This window comes from Acinetobacter sedimenti, assembly GCF_022601685.1.
GTDB lineage: Bacteria > Pseudomonadota > Gammaproteobacteria > Pseudomonadales > Moraxellaceae > Acinetobacter > Acinetobacter sedimenti.
Window position 1 is genome coordinate 47,482 of sequence record NZ_JAKUML010000001.1, and the last position, 20,349, is coordinate 67,830.

The 20,349-nt window shown below is 41.7% G+C and carries 23 protein-coding genes; 12 read left to right on the forward strand and 11 right to left on the reverse strand.

Translation table 11 applies throughout. The annotated features are described in order from the left end of the window. Positions 1 to 18: 18 nt before the first annotated feature. From MKI79_RS00250 to gshA, 3 genes are all read right to left on the reverse strand, one after another. Complete coding sequence (locus MKI79_RS00250; protein WP_241569909.1) at positions 19 to 618, reverse strand: CC0125/CC1285 family lipoprotein; 600 nt, start codon at positions 616 to 618, stop codon at positions 19 to 21. Positions 619 to 743: 125 nt separating this feature from the next. Further along, positions 744 to 1,238, reverse strand: coding sequence for a disulfide bond formation protein B (locus MKI79_RS00255; RefSeq protein ID WP_241569911.1), 495 nt, complete (start codon positions 1,236 to 1,238; stop codon positions 744 to 746). Beyond that, positions 1,217 to 2,851, reverse strand: coding sequence for a glutamate--cysteine ligase (gene gshA, locus MKI79_RS00260; protein WP_241569913.1), 1,635 nt, complete (start codon positions 2,849 to 2,851; stop codon positions 1,217 to 1,219). Before gshA ends, MKI79_RS00255 begins: the two co-directional genes overlap by 22 nt. Positions 2,852 to 3,059: 208 nt before the next feature. Here gshA and MKI79_RS00265 point away from each other — a divergent pair, with 208 nt between their 5' ends. After that, positions 3,060 to 3,599 (forward strand): DUF924 family protein, encoded by a 540-nt coding sequence (locus MKI79_RS00265; RefSeq protein ID WP_241569915.1) that lies wholly within the window; start codon positions 3,060 to 3,062, stop codon positions 3,597 to 3,599. Between the two features lie 40 nt (positions 3,600 to 3,639). Here MKI79_RS00265 and MKI79_RS00270 read toward each other — a convergent pair whose 3' ends face one another. Both MKI79_RS00270 and MKI79_RS00275 read right to left on the reverse strand, forming a co-directional pair. Continuing rightward, positions 3,640 to 4,020 (reverse strand): HIT family protein, encoded by a 381-nt coding sequence (locus tag MKI79_RS00270; RefSeq protein WP_407651511.1) that lies wholly within the window; start codon positions 4,018 to 4,020, stop codon positions 3,640 to 3,642. A gap of 186 nt (positions 4,021 to 4,206) precedes the next feature. Then, on the reverse strand, positions 4,207 to 4,974 hold the full coding sequence (locus MKI79_RS00275) for a dienelactone hydrolase family protein (RefSeq protein WP_241569916.1): 768 nt from the start codon (positions 4,972 to 4,974) through the stop codon (positions 4,207 to 4,209). Between the two features lie 196 nt (positions 4,975 to 5,170). Between MKI79_RS00275 and MKI79_RS00280 the strand changes: the two genes are divergently transcribed. Next, the gene (locus MKI79_RS00280) at positions 5,171 to 6,016 is read left to right on the forward strand and encodes a bifunctional transcriptional activator/DNA repair enzyme AdaA (protein WP_407651512.1); all 846 of its coding nucleotides are present in this window, start codon (positions 5,171 to 5,173) and stop codon (positions 6,014 to 6,016) included. A gap of 152 nt (positions 6,017 to 6,168) precedes the next feature. Here MKI79_RS00280 and MKI79_RS00285 read toward each other — a convergent pair whose 3' ends face one another. Then, positions 6,169 to 6,822 (reverse strand): hypothetical protein, encoded by a 654-nt coding sequence (locus MKI79_RS00285; RefSeq protein ID WP_241569920.1) that lies wholly within the window; start codon positions 6,820 to 6,822, stop codon positions 6,169 to 6,171. Positions 6,823 to 7,043: 221 nt separating this feature from the next. Here MKI79_RS00285 and MKI79_RS00290 point away from each other — a divergent pair, with 221 nt between their 5' ends. Next, positions 7,044 to 7,652, forward strand: coding sequence for a tetratricopeptide repeat protein (locus MKI79_RS00290; protein WP_241569922.1), 609 nt, complete (start codon positions 7,044 to 7,046; stop codon positions 7,650 to 7,652). 211 nt (positions 7,653 to 7,863) lie between these two features. Continuing rightward, complete coding sequence (locus MKI79_RS00295) at positions 7,864 to 8,478, forward strand: alpha-ketoglutarate-dependent dioxygenase AlkB family protein (RefSeq protein WP_241570235.1); 615 nt, start codon at positions 7,864 to 7,866, stop codon at positions 8,476 to 8,478. 87 nt (positions 8,479 to 8,565) lie between these two features. Here MKI79_RS00295 and MKI79_RS00300 read toward each other — a convergent pair whose 3' ends face one another. From MKI79_RS00300 to MKI79_RS00315, 4 genes are all read right to left on the reverse strand, one after another. Continuing rightward, positions 8,566 to 8,901, reverse strand: a complete 336-nt coding sequence (locus MKI79_RS00300; protein ID WP_241569923.1) for a hypothetical protein — start codon at positions 8,899 to 8,901, stop codon at positions 8,566 to 8,568. A gap of 128 nt (positions 8,902 to 9,029) precedes the next feature. Continuing rightward, the gene (phoR, locus tag MKI79_RS00305) at positions 9,030 to 10,391 is read right to left on the reverse strand and encodes a phosphate regulon sensor histidine kinase PhoR (RefSeq protein WP_241569930.1); all 1,362 of its coding nucleotides are present in this window, start codon (positions 10,389 to 10,391) and stop codon (positions 9,030 to 9,032) included. Positions 10,392 to 10,397: 6 nt separating this feature from the next. Next, positions 10,398 to 11,108 carry a phosphate regulon transcriptional regulator PhoB gene (gene phoB, locus MKI79_RS00310; protein ID WP_241569932.1) on the reverse strand — a complete coding sequence of 237 codons (711 nt, stop codon included), beginning with the start codon at positions 11,106 to 11,108 and terminating at the stop codon, positions 10,398 to 10,400. Positions 11,109 to 11,323: 215 nt separating this feature from the next. Then, the gene (locus MKI79_RS00315) at positions 11,324 to 11,941 is read right to left on the reverse strand and encodes a TetR/AcrR family transcriptional regulator (RefSeq protein ID WP_241570236.1); all 618 of its coding nucleotides are present in this window, start codon (positions 11,939 to 11,941) and stop codon (positions 11,324 to 11,326) included. 339 nt (positions 11,942 to 12,280) lie between these two features. Between MKI79_RS00315 and MKI79_RS00320 the strand changes: the two genes are divergently transcribed. The 7 genes from MKI79_RS00320 to MKI79_RS00350 all read left to right on the forward strand — a co-directional run bounded on the left by MKI79_RS00320 (position 12,281) and on the right by MKI79_RS00350 (position 18,217). Continuing rightward, complete coding sequence (locus MKI79_RS00320) at positions 12,281 to 13,117, forward strand: SDR family NAD(P)-dependent oxidoreductase (RefSeq protein WP_241569933.1); 837 nt, start codon at positions 12,281 to 12,283, stop codon at positions 13,115 to 13,117. A 244-nt stretch (positions 13,118 to 13,361) separates the two neighbouring features. Then, on the forward strand, positions 13,362 to 13,916 hold the full coding sequence (locus MKI79_RS00325) for a DUF4198 domain-containing protein (protein WP_241569935.1): 555 nt from the start codon (positions 13,362 to 13,364) through the stop codon (positions 13,914 to 13,916). 114 nt (positions 13,917 to 14,030) lie between these two features. After that, the gene (gene nrdR / locus MKI79_RS00330) at positions 14,031 to 14,492 is read left to right on the forward strand and encodes a transcriptional regulator NrdR (RefSeq protein WP_241569936.1); all 462 of its coding nucleotides are present in this window, start codon (positions 14,031 to 14,033) and stop codon (positions 14,490 to 14,492) included. A 67-nt stretch (positions 14,493 to 14,559) separates the two neighbouring features. Next, positions 14,560 to 15,687 carry a bifunctional diaminohydroxyphosphoribosylaminopyrimidine deaminase/5-amino-6-(5-phosphoribosylamino)uracil reductase RibD gene (gene ribD, locus MKI79_RS00335; protein WP_407651513.1) on the forward strand — a complete coding sequence of 376 codons (1,128 nt, stop codon included), beginning with the start codon at positions 14,560 to 14,562 and terminating at the stop codon, positions 15,685 to 15,687. Positions 15,688 to 15,857: 170 nt separating this feature from the next. Continuing rightward, the gene (locus tag MKI79_RS00340) at positions 15,858 to 17,153 is read left to right on the forward strand and encodes a DNA adenine methylase (protein ID WP_241569938.1); all 1,296 of its coding nucleotides are present in this window, start codon (positions 15,858 to 15,860) and stop codon (positions 17,151 to 17,153) included. A 105-nt stretch (positions 17,154 to 17,258) separates the two neighbouring features. After that, complete coding sequence (locus MKI79_RS00345) at positions 17,259 to 17,918, forward strand: riboflavin synthase (RefSeq protein WP_241569939.1); 660 nt, start codon at positions 17,259 to 17,261, stop codon at positions 17,916 to 17,918. A 119-nt stretch (positions 17,919 to 18,037) separates the two neighbouring features. Next, positions 18,038 to 18,217 carry a hypothetical protein gene (locus MKI79_RS00350; protein ID WP_241569941.1) on the forward strand — a complete coding sequence of 60 codons (180 nt, stop codon included), beginning with the start codon at positions 18,038 to 18,040 and terminating at the stop codon, positions 18,215 to 18,217. Between the two features lie 92 nt (positions 18,218 to 18,309). Here the strand turns inward: MKI79_RS00350 and MKI79_RS00355 are convergent, their stop codons facing one another. Next, entirely contained in the window at positions 18,310 to 18,717 is a 408-nt protein-coding gene (locus MKI79_RS00355) for a hypothetical protein (RefSeq protein WP_241569943.1), read from the reverse strand. A 176-nt stretch (positions 18,718 to 18,893) separates the two neighbouring features. Between MKI79_RS00355 and MKI79_RS00360 the strand changes: the two genes are divergently transcribed. After that, positions 18,894 to 20,183, forward strand: coding sequence for a valine--pyruvate transaminase (locus MKI79_RS00360; protein ID WP_241569944.1), 1,290 nt, complete (start codon positions 18,894 to 18,896; stop codon positions 20,181 to 20,183). Positions 20,184 to 20,349: the final 166 nt, after the last annotated feature.

Consider the following 20,349-nt stretch of genomic DNA (forward strand, 5'->3'; position numbering starts at 1 on the left):
CCATCCTATGGCATATTTTTATTGTGCGCCTTGTGTATTTTGTGGTGGTGTGATCACCGAACCGTCAGGGCGTAGTCCATATTTTTCACCAATGGCTTGCAGGATACGACGTGCATCGAAAGCATCCGCAGGTGCCATATCGGTCTTAAACATTTGAATAGTATAGGCGACTTCAACAGGATCGACATTGACCACATAAGGTGTGTCATAGAAAGGATCGTGCCAATACGGATGATAAAATGGATCATAAAAACGGTCGTAAAATCCATATGATGAATAATACGGTCGGCTTGGATAAACGACGGTTTGACGCTGTTGTTGCTGTTGGTTCAAGCGATTTGTCGGATCATCAATTACTTTAAAAGAATCAAAACCTTGCTGCAGGGTGACTTGTGCAGACTTTAGCAGTGCAACCTCTTCGGCATAACCAAAAGACGCATCGGGATGGGTGCGAAAGCCGATACGATAGCTATTTTGATTGAGCGGAATTTCTTGGAATTGACCGAGTTGGTTGAAGGTGCGAGGCTGTTTCGGCGTACTTGCACAACCGACCAGCGTTGCCAAAACAATAGAAATTGTTAAGCCTTGAATGATTTTAATCGGTTGAAATGATGACATGTCTTGATCTCCACACATATCATTCAGCTTAGCGGAAATTACCCATGATGAAAAATAAATTATGTTAAAAAAGCCACAGTTCAATCTAGAAATGTGGCTTTGGAAAAATCACTAAAAAATGTCAATTAACGATATGGTTTAAACAATAACCAAAGATTTAAAAGCAATAATACGCTAAAGAAAACCAACGACCAAAACGGTAATGACTGACCTAAGAACGTCCAATCAATCACCGCACATTCACCAGAACCTGACAGCACTTGTTGCAATACTGCACGAAACGGTAATGCATCAACCAAATAGTCTAAACCAGGACCACAAGATGGCACTTGATCTGCGGGTAAATGTTGAAGCCAAACATGGCGAGCTGCAACACCCACTGACCAGCCAATCGCTAGGGTTGAAAGAAGTCCATAAAAGCGTTTTAGCCAGTTATTCATTGGATTGTGTAATAAGGCAATCAGGCTAAATAGCCCCATGCCGATCAAGCCGACACGTTGAAATACGCACAGTGGGCAAGGGTTTAAACCTTGTATATGTTCCAAAAATAACGCAAAAGCAATGCCGATGACACTGCCGATAAAGAGTAAAGTATGACCTAAACGATAGCTGATACGCATGAATGTTGCTCCGCCAAACGACGATATGGTTTGAGATAATCCGCAAAGCTCGGTTGTGGTTGAGATTCGAGTTGTTGTTGTAATTGTAATGATTCGACTGCATCTTGCTCAAACTGTTTGAGCGTTTCAGGGCCTAAATGATGTGATTGATAAAAATCTTGGTATTGCTTGGCAAGATTTGCGCCAAACGCCCAAGTCCCACCTAACTCACGAGTCTGTTCAAGCATCTGTGCAGAAATGGTTTTTGCAGGATCATTGCTACGTTCAAGCATGAGATTTAAGGCAGACTGATATAGCTTTTCCGAATTATTCGATAACGCTTGATCAAGTGCAATCGCACAATATTGCATAGCCTGTAGTTGCTGTTGCATCCACGCTTGGAAGTTGATCGTGCCATCGAGTTGTTCAATTTCTAGATTTGGCTCACGACCACGTTCGACCACCAACGCTTGATTGCGATCAAGCATGGCTTGTTCATTTTCACTGATTTCTGGACTGTCATTTAGTAAGCAATACAGTGCCAAAGTTTCTAGGAAACTTGCACTCTCTGCATTAATCCCAATCGGGCTAAATGGATTGACATCGACAGCTCGCAGTTCGACATAGGCAACACCACGTGCTTGTAGGGCATCTGATGGGCTTTCACCTGCTTGAGGTGTCTGCTTTGGACGGATCACGCTGTAATATTCATTTTCGATTTGCAGTACATGATCATTGATCTGTACAGGATTGCCCTCAGTATCATCTAAGCCAAGCGCAGTAAATTCAGGATAGCTACATTGTGTCGCTTCACGAATTCCTGCAAGATAGCCTGTTAAGTTGTTGTAATGAATACCAAGTTGGCGTTGTGCTGAGTTTTGATAGCCGAGTTTACCCATACGTAGCGCCGTGGCGTAGGGTAAGTACATTGTGCCTTTGATCAACTTTTGCAAATTGTGTTCACGACCAGTCACAAAACAACGGCAAATACTTGGACTAGCACCAAGTGCGTAAATCACCAATGGAATATGACGTAAGAAGTTGCGAATCAAGCCAAAATAGCGATGGCTTCGATAGTCTTGTAGGCTGAGGTTTTTTAACGCTAAATCAGTTTCTTGTAATTGTAATGCTTCGAAGAGCTCATCGGGAAAAGACAGGTTGTAATGCACGCCTGAAATCGTCTGCATACGACGACCATAGCGTACTGCCAAACCTTTACGATATAGCGTTTTGAACTGCCCAAGATTGGACGAGCCATATTGTGCAATCGGAATATTTTCATCTTGACTATCGAGCATACATGGCATCGATAACGACCACAGACTTTCACCCTCAGGGAGATTTTGATAAGTAAAAGTATGAATATCTTTCAAAATACTCAATGTATTAGCAATACTTTTGGTCGGTGGTGTGATGAATTCAAGCAGTGCTTCTGAGTAATCTGTGGTGATAGATGGATGCGTCAGAGCAGCGCCCAGTGCCATCGGATGCGCCTGTTGCGAGAGGTAGCCATTGGCTTGCATGCGTAGACTTTCACGCTCAATACCACGTTGCATGCCTTGTAATACATTCACATCGAATTTTGTGTTGATCATATCAATGGCGTGCTGTGCGGTATGTGATGGTGTTGACATAAAGATCTCAAAGGCAACTGGCGAATCAGCATTGTATTATAGCCGAAATCACTGATATGAAGAAAACCGTATTCTGTACGGTTCATTCAATAACGTTAAAATATTGCATCAGTTTTTAACACAAAGGCATAAGATAAAACAGCGTAAATTTGTGATTATGAATGACCTGTTCAACGTATGCAAAATCATGTGCAAAGGAAGTAAAACAATGCAAGCACAGCACGTCTTAGATTTTTGGTTTGATGAAGCGCATCAACCTTTTTGGTTTGAAAAGTCCGATGCTTTTGATCAACAAATCAATGAGCAATTTGCCAATACACATCAACGTGCCAAACAATGCGAGCTATGGGGATGGCGTAGTTGTGTAGAAGGGCGCTTGGCAGAGATCATCGTACTTGATCAGTTTTCACGCAATCTGTTTCGTGATCATCCTGATGCCTTTGCGCAAGATGCAATGGCATTGGCACTCGCTCAAGAAGCGGTGTCGCTCAAGTTAGATCAACAACTCGATCCTGTACAGCGCAAGTTTCTCTACATGCCTTTTATGCATAGCGAGTCGGCGTATGTGCATGAGTTTGGCTACAAGCTCTTTCAACGTCTAGGCGATGATGTGACTTTAGATTTTGAAAAACGGCACAAAGACATTATTGACCAATTTGGACGCTATCCACATCGCAATAAGATATTACAACGTGAGTCGACCACCGCAGAATTAGAATTTCTACAACAGCCAAATAGTCGTTTCTAATGATCAACTATTTATTATATTTAGATTTTTTGACAATACACTAAGCCATCAACTGACTGTCAACTTTCATTCCCCAACGTTCATCGAGGTGTAAAGCTTGGTGGGCGTAGCGTGGAATCAAATGAATGTGGAGATGTTCAATGCTTCCTGCATTGATCTGTCCATCACTAAATCCGATGTGAAAGCCATCAGGTTGATAGACCATTTTGACTTCATTTCTTGCCAGTTCAAGCAAGATCATAAAGGCTTTGCGATCCTCCTCTGTGGCATCGAAAAATGAAGTGATATGTTGATGTGGGATGATGAGGCAATGTCCTTTGGACACTGGATTTTCATCATAAATGATACGACCAAACTCATTTTGATAAATCACATTGGCATCAATATCTTGGCAAAAAGGGCAATCCTGCATGATGTTCATGGTTATTCCTCAACACATATGCTGTTTTATTGTTTATAAAATAAGCGGCGGGTTGAACAAATATTTATCATTGAAAAATTGTAAGCTAATGCTATGCGTTGCCAATCAGTTGGCAAAAAATCGCAAAAGCATTAGCTGTCTGAATTTTTAAATGTTCGTTTTAGGATGCAAAGCCGTTCCCGAGTTTTATTTCAAGACACGATCAAGTAATGCGTACAGCGCATCCATTGATTCGGCTTCAGCAAGTGCATCGTAGCCTAGATCGACGTCATTCTTGCGTGCGTTTTCATCGGCGGCAGGGTTGGTAAAACCGTGTTTTGCGTTTGGATAAAGGTCGACACGATGCTTCACTTTGGCGTTTTGCATTTCTTGTTTGAAGGCTTCGACATCGTCTAGGCTGACCATGCTGTCTTCTTCGCCATGTGCGACCACCACTTCCGCTTTGAATGTGCCTTCTTGTGCAGGAGTTTGTGCGCTGAGATTGGCGTGGAATGTTGCAACGGCTTTTAACTCGGCACCCGAACGTGCCAAATCGAGTGCAACTTTTCCGCCGTAGCAAAAACCAATCGCTGCGATACGGCTGGCATCGACTTCAGGTTGCTCTCGAAGGGTATTGAGTGCTGCCGTAGCTCGATCGACGATGACATTCTCAGGTTCAAAAGTTGCCATCATGTATTCATTGGCTTGACTGGCGTCTTCGGCGATTTTCTTGTCGCCGTACATGTCAATGGCAAGTGCGGCGAAGCCATATTCTGCAAGCTCTCGGGCACGACTTTCGATATAGTCATTGCGTCCCCACCATTCGGGATAGACTAAAACGGCAGCGAGATTACTTTCACCCTCTGGATAGGCAAACAATCCGACTAAATTCTGTCCTGTGCTATCTTGATATTGGATTTCTCGGATACGAATGGCTTTTTCTGCTGTACTGTTAAGTGGGCTGTTATCAGTCATGACTTTTCCTATATATTTAAAATCGTTTCAACTCCTTTAGTTATAAAAACTTAGCACCAAAAAGGCAATCGACTCTGCGTGATTTTATGTTTATAAATGTTTTATCTAAGGTGAAATAGTGGGTGAAATGCGCATGATTTGGATTTTATCAAACTGGGCGAGTTGTTAAGCTAGTTCAAAATGTCAGAGGTAAACGATGATGTCAGACACCGCACATTATGCACGCATGGCAAAAGCCATCGCCTATATCCAAGCTAATTTTCAGGCGCAACCGTCACTTGAGAAAATCGCCGAGCAAGTGCATCTCAGTCCTGCACATTTTCAGCGGGAGTTTAGCGAATGGGTTGGCACCAGTCCGAAACGATTTTTGCAATATCTGAGTTTGGATTATGCCAAAAGCCAACTGCGTCAAGACAATGCACAGTCGGTATTGGATACGGCGTATGCGACTGGTTTATCGAGTCCAAGTCGTCTGCATGATCTATTCGTGCAGATCGAAGGCATGACCCCTGCGGAATATAAACATGGTGGAAAAGACTTGGAAATCGCTTATCAATTTGCTCAGACTTTGTTTGGCGAGGTGTTAATTGCTTCAACTACAAAAGGCATTTGTCATTTAACCTTTATTCAAGATCGAGAGAGCGCACTGCAACAGCTCATTGCGCAGTTTCCCAATGCACAGTTTGTGGAGCAGGAAACAGGTTTTCATGCGCAAGCCTTAGCGATTTTTAACCATGAAAATCGGTCAATTGAGCAAATAAAACTGCATCTGAAAGGGACTGATTTTCAGCTCAAAGTCTGGTCGAGTTTGCTCAAGATTCCGATGGGCGAAGTGGTGAGTTATGGCGAGGTTGCACATGATATTGCACAAGACAAGGCAGTACGTGCAGTCGGCTCGGCGATTGGGCGTAATCCTGTGGCGGTGTTGATTCCGTGTCATCGGGTGATTCAATCTACGGGTGGATTGGGTGGTTATCGTTGGGGTACAGAACGTAAAACGGTGTTGATCGGTTGGGAAGGAGCGCAAAAACATGCTTTATGATCAAGGTTATTGTATAGTGCATGAAAGATTTTATGAACAAATGAAAGCAGATAGTACTAGAATGTATAAGGCTGATGGTAATATTATTGGGCATGTCAGGTAGGGTGTGCTATGTTTGAGATTCAGGACTGAATACGTTTCGTATATGAATTTTATGTTAAATCACTGATGTTTGATCCTAGAATAATATCATGAATTGCTTTTATCTCTTCCTCCTTTTGAGCTTGAAACTTTCCATAAGTTGAAAAATGTAAATGCTTATAGATTAAAGGTTTTTTTTCATGAAAAACTTTAAGAGTATGTCCTTCTATTTGTTTAGCATCATTCATCCATGAAAATATAGATGTTTTTTTCATTAATTTAAAAACAGCATCAGAGATAAATACAGCTTTAGTGTGTTCTGAAAAAATGGCTTTATGAATGTATTGTAGATGATTTTTATCAAGATCAGAGCTTTTCAAATCATTTCTACCAGTTGTGGGAAGATGAAGAAGCTCGATAAATGAAATACGAGAAGCATCTTTGCAAGAAAGTCTAATTTTCGAAAATTCTTTATGGTATTTTCGCCCATCTCCTTTATATCCATCTAATAAAAAAGGATGATGTACATTGTATTTCTGCCAAAATGAAATAGCATCCTCATGATATTCAATGATTTTAGAAAATATTTTTTGTTCTTCAATATTGGGAGCGTAATTGGCATCTAAACCAATAAATAAAAACTCTGCTTGAGTAGGACAACATCCCTGATAAGGTTTTTGGCGGAAAGCGTGAATTAGTTTTTCACTTGGATGAGCGTTATACATAATTTTATCAGTAGACGTATGCGATATAGACACAAACATATTAAACCGCCCGATAAGAAAATTGCAAAATCGCATATTCTTAAAGCGGGCATTTCAATTTTGGAGTTACAAGTCGACTTCGCATAAGCGACATTATGTTAAATGGGATATTTTATTTTATTAATTGAATTTTATAAAAACATTAAATATAATTATAAAACAAAAATTTATTGGTTTATAAAATGGATCCTAGTCAAGTTTTTAAAAATGCTCTTGAAGTAGAAAAAACCAATCCAAATGACCTTCAAAACAGATTCGGTTTAGCTTGTTTATTTCTATATGGAATAGGAACTGAAAAAAATGGGAAAAAAGCTTTTGATATGTTCTCTGAACTTTCTGCAAAGAAGAATGTATCAGCTATAGAAGCTCTAGCAAATATGTATATTGAGGGGCAATATGTAAATGTTAATTTAGAGAAAGCAGAAGAAATTATTAAAGAGCAATTAATTAAAATTAATTCAGGGAAATCTTTAAATTCAGCTGGATCTTTGTATTACAAGCTCTTATTTAAAGTTGGTGGTAATCAAAGTACATTGTATGCTCATAAAGCATTTGATCTTTTCAATAAGGCTGTAGAATTAGGATATGAAGAGGCTAATTATTACTTAGGTGAGTATTATTTATTTGGAAGAAATACTTGTTTAATAGATGAAAATAAAGCTTATTTCCACTATAAAAAAGCAGCTCTTGTTGGACATGAAGATGCAATATCAAAAGTTCGAGATATAGAAAAGACTCAAAAATTTAAACAGGGTTTAGGTCTAGCTAAATTATTCTCAGGATTATTTTAAATAACTAAGTTTAGTAAAAATATTTTTCAGTTAATTTAAAATTAACATAATACACCTTATCCGAAATTCAATTTTTTTATGAAGTATTTCAATGAATTGTATCTCTGTTAAACTATAACTATCGTAGTTCATGTATGAAACATCACGGCCACTTTGTGGACTTTTTTGGCATATTTCGCTTCGCTCAACATGGAGTTACAGCATGAGCAACATGACGCTATTTGATGATGTTCTTGATTCTACTAAGAATTACCTGCCCTATGACGGCACGGTGCTGTACTACGGCAAAATCATGTCTGAAACCGAAGCAGATCATTATTTCCAGTGTTTATTCAATCAGGTCGAATGGAAACATGATCAAGCGGTGATCTACGGCAAACGGCTGATCACCAAGCGCAAAGTGGCATGGTACGGCGACCATGCCTTTGAAGATACCTATTCAGGCGTGAACCGTTATGCGTTGCCGTGGACAGCAGAATTGCAGGCACTAAAACAACGCATCGAAGCCATCACAGGTGAAACCTTTAATTCATGTTTATTGAACCTATACCACTCAGGTGAAGAAGGCATGGCGTGGCATAGCGACGGCGAAACTGACCTCAAGAAAAATGGCGCAATTGCTTCACTCACTCTCGGTGCAGAACGAAAATTTTGCTTTAAACATAAAACGACAAAAGAAAAAGTGGAATTGTTATTGGTGCATGGCAGTTTACTGATTATGAAAGACACCACGCAAAGCCATTGGCTTCATCGCTTGCCACCGACTAAAAAAGTTGCAGATGCACGGATTAATCTAACCTTTCGGACGATTGTGGAACACTCATAAGAATCTGTGGATAACTTCTTATTTATACACAATATGTTTATATACAAACAGCTATCCACATTTTAGAGCGAAACATCATTTAAGAATTTAATTTTGCCATTCGTTATTACATTGACGGCATTTCCACTGCTTTTGATCTTGCATAAAGTTTTGCATGGTGATTTTAAAATCAGGCAAGACACGCCAAAACAAAAATCCTGACACCAAGCAGATAAGAAAAACAATGATGGTTGCACTTTGCAACACTGTCCCGGCATCTTTCCCAATCACCAAAAATACGATACTAATCAATACCAACACCACTAAAAGTAAAATGCTAGGCACAAGAACCAGCAAACTTTTTGGGATATTTGGGCGAGGTCCTGAAGCGGATGCCACAGGCATGATCTTGGTACTTTGGCATTTTGGACAGCGATAGTTCATAGCATTCTCAGTGTTCTTAATTTCACAAATACATTGCGTTTAAAAAGTTGAATTTTTTTGAAATGAGGGCAAAAAGATCAGTTTCAAGTTGAATTTGATCATTGCAAAATCTTTTTAGAAAGTGGGTATTACTCAGGTGGTTGCAGTCGATGCTTTGGAAAAACCGCTTTAAAGGTCGAACCCATTTGCTCTTGGGACTCGATTTCCAAATGTGCTTCGTGTTGTGCGAGGACATGTTTCACAATGGCTAAACCAAGCCCTGTACCACCTGTTTCACGACTGCGACCACTATCGACACGGTAGAAGCGTTCAGTCAAACGTGGAATATGCTCTGGACTAATACCGATCCCTGTATCTTGCACTGAGAAGATAGACACGTCGCCACGGTCTTGCCAAGAGATGGTGATGTCGCCATTGTTCGGCGTGTATTTGATGGCATTGGTGACGAGGTTGCCAAAAGCACTGGCAAGCTCTATATCCGAGCCGATGATGTCATTGTGACTTTCGAGATTGAGATGGACAGAATGCCCAAATTCGGTGTTGTAGCCTTGCGCATCGTCAAATAGTTGATTCATCAGTTCAGCCATATTGACGATTTGATTTTTACTTTTTGAAGATTCATTTTCAAGGCGAGAGAGGAGAAGTAAGTCATTGACCAACGCATTCATACGGCGGGCTTGTTGATGCATCTGATCAAAGGCACGGCGCCAGCGCTGTGGCATATCGTCATTATCTGACAAGGTTTCGATGTAGCCACTTAGCACCGTGAGCGGTGTGCGCAATTCGTGCGAGATATTATCGACAAAGTCTTTACGCATTTGCTCAAGCTTGCGGATATGCGTCACATCATAGGCAACAAGTAGGCGACTTTCATAGCCAAAACGGGTAATTTTGACTTGGATAAAGCGTCCTTCTTGTAAAGTAGATTGCAAAATCAGACCATTGGGATGATCTTCGACATGATTAAAATATTTAATAAATTCAGGGTTACGCAGTATTGTGAGCACTTGACGGCGACGATCACCGAGTTTTAAACCGAGTAGGCGTTCAGAAGCTGGATTCCACCATTCTAGACAATGCTCTTCATCAATGAGTACCACGGCTTCTTCCAGTGCCATCAATGAGGATTGCGCGCGATCAATCAGCCCAACCATTTCCGCCTGGAGCGTGCGTTCACGGCGCTGAGCACGATAGACGTTGAATAACAGCGCACTCCAAATCCCTGAAAGTTCAGGTGGTGGTTCATTGGAGTGTTGACTAATCCATTGATTGACCAAATACAGCGAGCGAAATTGTAGAGCGAAAAAAAACATTAAGCCTAGAGCGATGAACAAAATAAAGTGCCCAATCCCGAGTCCGATCAGCCCTGAAATGATGAGAATCAAGATCAGTCTGCGGATGTCTTCGGAGATGTAGTTTTTTAAGGCACTATGTTGTTCGGTATGTTGTTCATCTTGGATGTCATCAGGCAAAAAAGAGGAATCACTCATGCAGGATTAGCCCACCGCAATATCAGTTCGGGAAGAAAAACGGTAGCCTGTTCCACGCACAGTTTGCACATAACGATCTGCAGCAAAAGGTTCTAACACCTTACGCAAACGACGGATGTGTACGTCAATGGTTCGATCTTCGATATAGACATTACCGCCCCACACTTGATCGAGTAACTGTGCACGAGTATAAGCACGTTCTGGGTGGGTCATGAAGAATGCCAATAATCGGTATTCTGTCGGTCCCATCTCAAGACTGGTGCCTTCAAAGCTCACACGTTGGCTGACAGGATCAAGCAATAATCCATTGACGTCAATGCTTTTTTCGCCTTTTAGGGCATTTGAACGACGCAAAACGGCTTTGATACGTGACACCAATTCTCGAGTGGAGAATGGTTTGGTCATATAATCATCTGCACCTGCATCCAAGCCTTGCACTTTATGGTCTTCTTCACCACGTGCGGTCAGCATAATCACAGGAATTTCAGAGAGGCTTTCGTCACGTTTTAGACGACGACATAAGTCAATGCCACTGACACCATTGGGTAGCATCCAGTCCAGTAATACCAGTGCAGGGCGTTGATCTACGATCATCTGATGTGCTTGCTTTGCATCGCCTGCTTGTTGGCATTGATAACCTGCCATATCCAACGAGGTATGGATCATTTCACGGATTGGTAACTCATCATCGACGATGAGGATATATTCATCTTTCACAATATCAACCTATTTTATATTTTGAGCGGATCGCTGAAATTAAGAAGTTTTCAGCAATCAGCCTTGTTGTTTATGACAGGTATATTACAAAGCGAGAATATGACAATATTATTGCAAAGACGAAAATTTATACAGCTAATTTACATGAATATGTAATGAAACAATTCATGATGATGATTTTATTTAAATTTTACTCATGCTCAAAAACTAAAAAATTAGCCTTGAGATTTGCTCTTGAGGTTGAATTGTTGATAAATGCCAAGATAAGCGAGGCTACACGCTTCTAAAACTTGCTCAAAAGGCTGTTTGAAATTACTCAACACCCAACGCATTGCAATGTGAACGACATAGCCATTCAAACCTGAAGCGATCAACGAAATTTGTGACTTATTTTCTTGCTGATCAGGGAACACGATATTCAAAAAGTTAAAAATGGTTTGGTCAAAACGTGCGTGCGACTCATGAATGGTGTCACCGTGTAACTCATGCACCAATACCGCATCGACAAATAAAATCCGTGCGGTACGTGGATCATCACGTAAGCTATTCAGTAGCGCACTTAAACCCGCTGTAATCATCTGCTGTAGATCAGGTGACTTCTGCATCACAGCTTCTACGATCTTGCGTTGAATATCATCCAGGAGATTGAGATAGACAGCTTTGAACAGCTCTTCACTGCGTTTAAAGGATTCATAAAAATAGCGCTCGGTCAGTTTGGCTTCTCTACAAATATCTTTCACAGTGACCGAGAAAAATCCATGTGTACCGTAGGCTTGAAGCCCTGCTTCGATCAGCTTTTCACGGCGCATATTTTGGCGCTGTTCTAAGGACATGCCTTTGAATTGACGAGAAGGCGTAGTTTTTTTATTGCTATTGTTTGCGTTGTCTTTACCTTTGGGTTTACTTTCATCAGGCGTAGCAGATTGCTCGAGAGTTGTTTCGAGTTGCTTTTGATCCAACGAATCTGAAGTCGGCGTTAGTTGTTTTAATGCTTTAGACGTCATGGACTGCCTTAACTAAAAAGTGAATTATCATTAAAAATTGACATTGCATTATACACAATCGATTAAATAATACATTGACAATGCAAATTGTCAAAATTATAGTGCAGAGTATCGGTCAAAAAGATCAAAGTAAAATGATCCTCAGCAGATCAAGGAATAGGATTCGCAATGAAAAATTTTCAAAATAAAGTCGCAGCCATTACAGGTGCAGGTTCGGGTATTGGTCAGCAATTAGCCATCTTATTGGCAAAACAAGGCTGTCATTTATCACTGAGCGATGTCAATGATCAAGGATTGGCGCAGACAGTTGATCAAGCCAAGCAATATGGCGTGCGCATTACATCAAAGCATGTAGACGTTGCGAATCGTGAAGAAGTCTATACATGGGCTGAAGAAACTGTTCAAAATCATGGTTCTGTGAATCTTATCTTTAATAACGCAGGTGTGGCACTCGGTTCGACGGTCGAAGGTGCGAGCTATGAAGAGCTTGAGTGGATCGTCAATATCAACTTTTGGGGTGTGGTGTACGGGACAAAGGCATTCTTACCACATCTGAAAGCCAGTAAAGACGGTCACATCATTAATATATCTAGCCTTTTCGGCATCATTGCACAACCGACGCAATCTGCGTATAACGCTACTAAATTTGCCGTGCGTGGCTTCACCGAATCACTTCGCCAAGAGCTTGATATGCAAAATGCAGGGGTCAGTGCGACCTGCGTGCATCCAGGTGGCATTCGTACTAATATTGCTAAAGCAGCACGGATGAATGGTAGTTTGAAATCGATCGGTATGGATCCTGAGAAATCTGCAAAAGCGTTTGATAAGCTACTACGTTGCCCGCCAGAAGTGGCAGCACAAACCATCTTAAATGCAGTGAAAGCCAATAAACCACGTGTATTGATCGGCAACGATGCAAAAATCCTTGATGGTTTACAGCGTGTATTGCCGACGGGCTATCAAGCCGTTTCACGCTTTGCAAGTAAGCTATCAAGCAAGTTTTAAATACATAAACTTAAACAAAGTAAATACTTTAACGGCCTGATCAAATTAAAGATTTAAGCGGAATTTAGGGTGCATAAAAAATGCGCCTTTAATTTTTTGCAATGATTGTGAATGATTATCAATATTATATGGTAATCTTATATTCAATTAAATTCCTCACCTTAAATAGAGAACTAACATGAAATAATTAAAAATCGGCGTATTCGCCACTTCGCTATTACTTAGCCTCAATGCCTCAGCACATATGCTGTGGTTAGCGCCTGAAGAAAACAACCAAACCCTTGCATATTATGGAGAATTTAGCGCTGGTGAATTGGATAACCAAACAGGCGCGCTGAAAACCTTTAACACCGCAAAAGCACAACAAGGCGACAAAGAATACTCAGCAAAAGTTGAAACAGATCATTTGATTTATGCGACTACAGGTGAGCAGGATGTCCGTGTTAGTCAAGATATGCTCTATGACGAGACGCTGATTAACTTCCTCGCTAAGACTGGACGCCAAAATAGCAATGTAACGATGGAAATGGAGATTGTTCCTGTTGCTACAAATGCAAAACAATTCACCGTAATCTATGATGGCAAGCGATTGTCAGGTCAAGAAGTTGTTGTCTTTGCACCAAACCGTTGGTCGAAAACCTATTATACCAATGACAAAGGTCAGTTTAGCGTAGAAACACCGTGGACGGGCTTGTATGTGATCGAAGCAGGAAAGGCAGTCGAAGAGTTTGGAAAATATCAAGAGAAAGCATATAAGAGCCGTTATATCGTCTCGACATTGAGTTTCGAAATAGATTAACTTGTCTGACTCATTTCGACTAAAAGCACAACACCTACGCATTGGCGATTGATCTAGCTGTCAGTCGCCAAAATTTGCTACACTGCAAGCAATCTTCAAAATAATTTTAAGCTTATGCATTGTCCATTTTGTGATGCCGCAGACAGTAAAGTCATTGACTCACGCCTAGCAGCGCAAGGTGCGCAGATTCGTCGCCGTCGGGAATGTATCCGATGTGGTGAACGATTTACCACGTTTGAAAGCTACGAAGTGGTGATGCCTCGTGTGATTAAGTCGAATGGCAAAAACGAACCCTTTGATGAGCAAAAACTACGTCGATCTTTAATGCACGCACTGCAAAAGCGTCCAGTCACTCAAGAGCAAATCGAAGAAACGCTATCTAATATTCAACAGCAGATTCGACGTCTAGGTGAACGTGATGTCAAATCGTTGACCATTGGTGAGATCGCCATGCAATCAATCTTTGAATTGGATCATGTGGCATATGTGCGCTTTGCTTCGGTCTATCACGATTTCCAAAATTTGGATGCGTTCCGTGAGCAGATTGAGATGATGCAACTGCGTAAAGACAATTAACTGTTTAACTGTGTATTGCTGAAGCGTTTAAAATCCGTTAATGAACTTTCCAACAAAGAGTCTATTCATGCAAGATGATATCACCCAAAGTCAAGATACGTATTGGATGCGTGAGGCTTTATCTCTTGCAGGATCTGCACAATATCGCACTCGTCCAAATCCTGCGGTGGGCTGTGTCATTGTCAAAGATGGTCAGATCATTGGTCGTGGCGCAACTGCGCCAGTCGGTGGCTCGCACGCCGAAGTGTTTGCTTTGGCACAAGCAGGTGAACATGCGAATGGCGCAACAGCTTATGTGACCTTAGAACCGTGTGCGCATTATGGACGGACACCGCCGTGTGCAGAAGCATTGGTCAAGGCGAAAATTGCCCGTGTGGTGATTGCCACATTGGATCCGAATCCGCTAGTCGCTGGCAAAGGACAGCAGATTTTACAAGATGCAGGGATTCATACTACGGTCGGTATTTTAGAAAAAGAGTCTTTAGCACTCAATCAAGGCTTTATGAAAGTCATGTCGGGTGGCTTGCCTTATGTGCGTTTGAAAGTTGCAGCGAGCCTAGATGGACGGACTGCAATGGCTTCGGGTGAGTCTAAATGGATCACAGGTGACGATGCTCGGCAGGATGTACAGCATTGGCGGGCGATCAGTGGTGCAGTGATTACAGGTGTAGATACCATTCTCGCTGATGATGCACAGCTTAATGTACGTCAATTGATCGATGCGGAAACAGGTGCAGAGATTGATTTAAACCAAGTCGTGCAACCCTATCGTGTCATTCTAGATCGACAAGTTCGCCTGCCACTCAGTGCACAGTTACTCAATCAGCCAACCACGGTAATTGTGATGACGCCATATCGAGCAGAACTTGAAGCGTTGGGTGTGATACAATTGCCTGTCCAATCGCTGTCCGAACTATTACAAACCTTGAAATCGCAATATCAAATCTATGATGTGTTGGTCGAATCTGGTGCGACATTGGCAACAAGTTTTCTTCGTGATGGTTTGGTCGATGAACTCATTCAATACATCGCGCCAAAATATCTCGGTCAATCGGCGCGTGCTTTGAATCAATTTGAATTCGATGAAATGCGTCAAAGTATTGATTTTGAATTGTTTGATGTCAAACGGATTGGACAAGATATACGACTACGTCTCAAACCCATTGTAGGGAACTTCGAAAAACCACCTGCGTAGGTAAATTTCTGCGTTGCTCCTTGCTCGCAATCCTCATGTACGTCATGTACACTGCGGTTGCTGTGCGAGGTGCGCCTTAAAATTTACACTACTCGCTAAGTTTTTAGAGGTTCCCTGTGAAAAAGCCTGTTTAAATTTCTCCCATTTGATTGTCGCTATTTGATTGTTCTATGACCGCTGAAGTTTCCGTTTACCATAAACGTCGCCATGCTGCCCGTACCACGGATGAATATTTGTTTCATCAGTTAGTGCCTTATTTGGGTAATAAACGGCGTTTATTGCATTTGATTTTGGAAGCGTTGGAACTCACTGGTACGCTTCAACCGAAAAAAGGCAAGTCTGCGCCGATCTTTGCTGATTTCTTTGCGGGTAGTGGCGTGGTATCACGTCTAGCACGACAAAATGGCTATCGTGTTATCGCCAATGATTGGGAGCCATATAGTCACGCCTTAAATCATGCGGTATTGTCCTGTGTGGAGGCGCCTGAATTTAAACAGCTGGGCGGTTATCAAGCGGCGATTGATTATCTCAATCGGTTGCCTGCAGTCAAAGGGTGGGTGACGCACAATCTCTGTCCTCGTGATGACGATGTCTACGATCCGAGTCGAGATCGACTATTTTTCAAACGTCGCAACGGTATGCGCCTCGATGCCATGCGTCAGCAGATTGCCACATGGCAAGCGCAAGGTACGATTGATAGTGTGGAAATGAGTGCGCTCTTGTCACCCCTCCTTTATTCTGCAAGCTTTGTCAGCAATACCAGTGGCGTATTTAAAAGTTTTCATCATGGTTGGGGTGGCAAAACCAAAACCGCTTTGGAGCGGATTGATTCTCTATTACTGCTTTCGCCAAATAAATTCTGTGAAGTCGGCGATCCGAACCGCCCTGCGGCAGAAATGTGGTGCGTGGATGCACAGCATCTCGCCGATCAGATGACAGGCTTTGAAGTGGATGTGGCATACCTCGATCCACCGTACAATCAACATGCTTATAGCAGTAATTATCATGTTTTGAATGCACTGACCATGTGGGATCAAGTCGATTTACCATCGCCTGATACCAAAGGCTTTAAAAGTGGCATTGATCGTGCGTGGCGCAAAGAGCGTCCAAGTGCTTATAATTCCTCAAAATATGCACAAGAAGCCTATGAGAAATTATTGGCAACCATCAATGCACGCTTTATCCTGACCAGCTATAGTACCGATGGTAATATTTCCCCTGTGGACTTGTTGCAAGCCAATTTGGCACGAGGTAAAGTCACGCTACTGACGCAAGATGTGCCACGTTATCGGGTCAGTAAACAGCGTCAGTCTGAGCGAGCGAGAGTGCTTGAGTTTATCGTGATTACTGATACCCATGCCAAGTCTGGTCCACCGTTACGTCAGCTCTTGGGGCAATTGCATCATTTTGCTGAACTCGGTGGGGTGGATACCTCAGGCAGTAGCACGCAATTGGCATTGTGGTAGATGTATTCTCGTCGTTAAATATGCGCTAAATTGAATGTACTTTAAATTCGGCAGTTCGCCCACATATACAGCACATTCGCAAAGAAAAAATAAATAGGTCAATCTATGTTTACAGGCATCATTGAAAGTGTTGGACAAGTGCAAAGTGTGCAACCCGTGGGCGGTGACGTTCGCTTAAAAATTCAAACCAAACTGGATATGTCCGATGTGCATCTAGGCGATTCGATTGCCACCAATGGTATCTGCTTGACCGTGATTGAGTTTGGTGAAGATTGGTATGCGGCGGATGTGTCGAGAGAAAGTCTGCATCGCACCACACTTGGACAATGGAAAGCAGGGCAAACTGTCAATGTGGAAAAGGCGATGCTGCCAACCACACGTTTTGGCGGTCATATTGTCAGTGGTCATGTCGATGGACTGGGTGAAATTACCCTCGTACGTGAAGATGCACGTTCATTGTATTTTGAAGTGACTGCACCTGTGGAATTGGCAAAATATTTGGCGGAAAAAGGCTCGGTCACGGTAGATGGTATTAGTCTGACCATTAACCATCTGCGTGGCAATGTGATTAGTCTAAATTTGATTCCACACACCGCAGACCGCACCAATATTGGCTCTTGGAAACAAGGCACGCAAGTCAATCTTGAAGTCGATGTTTTGGCACGTTATATCGAGCGCTTGATGCTCGGAGATAAAGCCGCAGAGCAGACTGCGACTTCGAATATTAGCATGGACTTTCTAGCGCAAAATGGCTTTTTGAAATAAGCCTAAAGTCTAGTCTAAAAGCCCGAAAAGTACGACAAAAGCCTAATGTCCATGTTGTCTTATACAGCCTAAGCTAATTGAATAGTGGTTTTGGTTTGATTGCTTGTTTTAGGCTGTATATGATGATGCGACGAGTTCTTTATATCTGTACTTTTAGCTTGATTTTTTTCTTGCTCGCATTGCTGATTTTACAATTTGGCTTCTCTGAAGCATTACCAATCAGTTTGCTGGGTGGTTGTTTGGGTTGGGCTTTGGCTGAGTTTCAACGTGAAGTCCAAGCAAAGAAGAAAACTCGGTAATTTGAATATTCTGTACATTGCAAAAGAAATGCGCATCGCATCGAAACTGTGCGCTTTTTTTCTAGATCGAATTACGTTTTAACTTTTAAAAATTATTGCGCTGTTGCAGTCGGAATATCGGCATTTTGATCTTCATTTGATTCAGGCATTTTCGCCATACAGGCTTGATATTTACCAGCTTTAAAGTCTTCCATTGCTTTTTCTTTATCATCTTGTTGATCAAAAGCTGGGCTTTGATGTGCTTGTTTGACCAATGTCATGAGCATATCACGCTCTACACCTGCTTGGATTTTTTCAACATGTTCAATGGCTTGTTGTTCTGTCACTTGATGTTGACGATCCGACATGATGTTGTAGGCAGCAGACTGATAAGTGATACAGAATCGTTGCCATTTTTCTTCTGCGGTCATCGGTTTGCGTTCACTGCATGCGCTGAATAAAAACAGTGCGGAACACATCAATAGGATGACTTGGGAAGATGTTTTAAGCGATGTAAACATGTTGGTATTGCCAAAATGAGAAAATAATCGTGATTTTAGAGCATCGTTATATAGATGAGCAAATTTATGGCAAATTTTAAAAGTAAATTGTAGAAAAACTGACAGGGTGAAATTTGCTATAATTCGTCTTTTATTTTTAGCGAAACGTGCGAATAGCACATGACAGAAGAAACAGCATGAACTTTTCAAATTTTGGGCAGAAATTTATTCAACCGTCAGGTATTTCCCAACTTATGGATGATCTTGGCGATGCCTTAAAAAGTGAACAACCGATAAATATGCTCGGTGGTGGCAATCCTGCACGTATTGATGCAGTGAATCGTGCATTTCTAGCAGTGTACAAGTCGCTTGCTGAGGGTGAGTTGGGTTCGACGGCGATTGAAAATATTGGTAATTACTCCAATCCCAAAGGTGATGCAAAATTTATTAATGCTTTGGTGGATTTCCTCAATCGACACTATGATTGGGGAATTACTAAAGACCATATTGCACTGACCAATGGCTCACAAAATGCGTTTTTTTACTTATTTAATCTATTTGGTGGGCAGTTCGCCGATGGTAAAGATAAGTCAATTTTGTTGCCACTTGCGCCTGAATATATTGGTTATAGCGATGTACATATCGCAGGAAAACACTTTGTTGCGGTAAAGCCGATCATCGAAGATAGCGAATACAATGGCGAGCCAGGCTTCTTTAAATATCATGTCGATTTTGATGCCTTAAACAATTTACCTGAATTAAAACAAGGAAAAATTGGTGCAATTTGCTGTTCACGTCCAACTAACCCAACAGGGAACGTGCTGACTGATGAGGAAATGGCGAAGCTCTCTGATTTGGCAAAAGCACATGATATTCCACTGATTATTGATAATGCTTATGGCATGCCATTTCCCAACATTATCCATACTGAAGCCAAACTGACTTGGGACGATCACAGTATTTTGTGTATGAGTTTGTCGAAAATTGGTCTGCCAGGAACGCGTACAGGCATCATTGTGGCAGATCCAATGGTGGTTTCTGCGGTCAGCGCAATGAATGCAATTGTCAATCTTTCACCGACACGCTTTGGTACGGCGATTGCGACACCGTTACTTGAAAGTGATGAATTAAAACGTCTTGCTGATGAGGAAATTCAACCTTTTTATCAAGCCAAAGTCAACTTTGCGGTATCGTGTTTGAAAAAAGAACTCGGCAATTATCCAATGAAAATTCATCAACCTGAAGGGGCGATTTTCCTGTGGATTTGGTTTCAGGATTTACCGATCAATACCGTGGAGCTGTATCAACGCTTAAAGGCGAAAAATACCTTGATCATTCCTAGTGAACATTTTTTCCCAGGGATTGATACTGCAGCTTACAGCCATGCACATGAATGTATTCGTATGAGCATTGCACAAGATGATGCGACCTTAGAGAACGGCATTGCGGTGATTGGTGAAGTGGTGCGTGGCTTATATGGTCAATAGGGTAAGTAATTGTGTTAGTGAATCCTATCGATAGATTTCAATCATATGATTCAAGCTTATTGATGACGCTTGCGTCACGCCTTGATACAACTTGTATTTTAACTTTTAGATATAGTTAGCGTAAGATGTGCAAAGCGTCATGCGCCCTGCGTATGGCAGTGAATTT

Excerpts from the sequence above, each read along its gene's own strand:
- MKI79_RS00250 (WP_241569909.1), bottom strand. The coding sequence starts at position 618 with ATGTCATCATTTCAACCGATTAAAATCATTCAAGGCTTAACAATTTCT.
- MKI79_RS00255 (WP_241569911.1), bottom strand. The coding sequence starts at position 1,238 with ATGCGTATCAGCTATCGTTTAGGTCATACTTTACTCTTTATCGGCAGT.
- gshA (WP_241569913.1), bottom strand. The coding sequence starts at position 2,851 with ATGTCAACACCATCACATACCGCACAGCACGCCATTGATATGATCAAC.
- MKI79_RS00265 (WP_241569915.1), top strand. The coding sequence starts at position 3,060 with ATGCAAGCACAGCACGTCTTAGATTTTTGGTTTGATGAAGCGCATCAA.
- MKI79_RS00270 (WP_407651511.1), bottom strand. The coding sequence starts at position 4,020 with ATGAACATCATGCAGGATTGCCCTTTTTGCCAAGATATTGATGCCAAT.
- MKI79_RS00275 (WP_241569916.1), bottom strand. The coding sequence starts at position 4,974 with ATGACTGATAACAGCCCACTTAACAGTACAGCAGAAAAAGCCATTCGT.
- MKI79_RS00280 (WP_407651512.1), top strand. The coding sequence starts at position 5,171 with ATGATGTCAGACACCGCACATTATGCACGCATGGCAAAAGCCATCGCC.
- MKI79_RS00285 (WP_241569920.1), bottom strand. The coding sequence starts at position 6,822 with ATGTATAACGCTCATCCAAGTGAAAAACTAATTCACGCTTTCCGCCAA.
- MKI79_RS00290 (WP_241569922.1), top strand. The coding sequence starts at position 7,044 with ATGGATCCTAGTCAAGTTTTTAAAAATGCTCTTGAAGTAGAAAAAACC.
- MKI79_RS00295 (WP_241570235.1), top strand. The coding sequence starts at position 7,864 with ATGACGCTATTTGATGATGTTCTTGATTCTACTAAGAATTACCTGCCC.
- MKI79_RS00300 (WP_241569923.1), bottom strand. The coding sequence starts at position 8,901 with ATGAACTATCGCTGTCCAAAATGCCAAAGTACCAAGATCATGCCTGTG.
- phoR (WP_241569930.1), bottom strand. The coding sequence starts at position 10,391 with ATGAGTGATTCCTCTTTTTTGCCTGATGACATCCAAGATGAACAACAT.
- MKI79_RS00315 (WP_241570236.1), bottom strand. The coding sequence starts at position 11,941 with ATGTCCTTAGAACAGCGCCAAAATATGCGCCGTGAAAAGCTGATCGAA.
- MKI79_RS00320 (WP_241569933.1), top strand. The coding sequence starts at position 12,281 with ATGAAAAATTTTCAAAATAAAGTCGCAGCCATTACAGGTGCAGGTTCG.
- MKI79_RS00325 (WP_241569935.1), top strand. The coding sequence starts at position 13,362 with ATGCTGTGGTTAGCGCCTGAAGAAAACAACCAAACCCTTGCATATTAT.
- nrdR (WP_241569936.1), top strand. The coding sequence starts at position 14,031 with ATGCATTGTCCATTTTGTGATGCCGCAGACAGTAAAGTCATTGACTCA.
- ribD (WP_407651513.1), top strand. The coding sequence starts at position 14,560 with ATGCAAGATGATATCACCCAAAGTCAAGATACGTATTGGATGCGTGAG.
- MKI79_RS00340 (WP_241569938.1), top strand. The coding sequence starts at position 15,858 with ATGACCGCTGAAGTTTCCGTTTACCATAAACGTCGCCATGCTGCCCGT.
- MKI79_RS00345 (WP_241569939.1), top strand. The coding sequence starts at position 17,259 with ATGTTTACAGGCATCATTGAAAGTGTTGGACAAGTGCAAAGTGTGCAA.
- MKI79_RS00350 (WP_241569941.1), top strand. The coding sequence starts at position 18,038 with ATGATGATGCGACGAGTTCTTTATATCTGTACTTTTAGCTTGATTTTT.
- MKI79_RS00355 (WP_241569943.1), bottom strand. The coding sequence starts at position 18,717 with ATGTTTACATCGCTTAAAACATCTTCCCAAGTCATCCTATTGATGTGT.
- MKI79_RS00360 (WP_241569944.1), top strand. The coding sequence starts at position 18,894 with ATGAACTTTTCAAATTTTGGGCAGAAATTTATTCAACCGTCAGGTATT.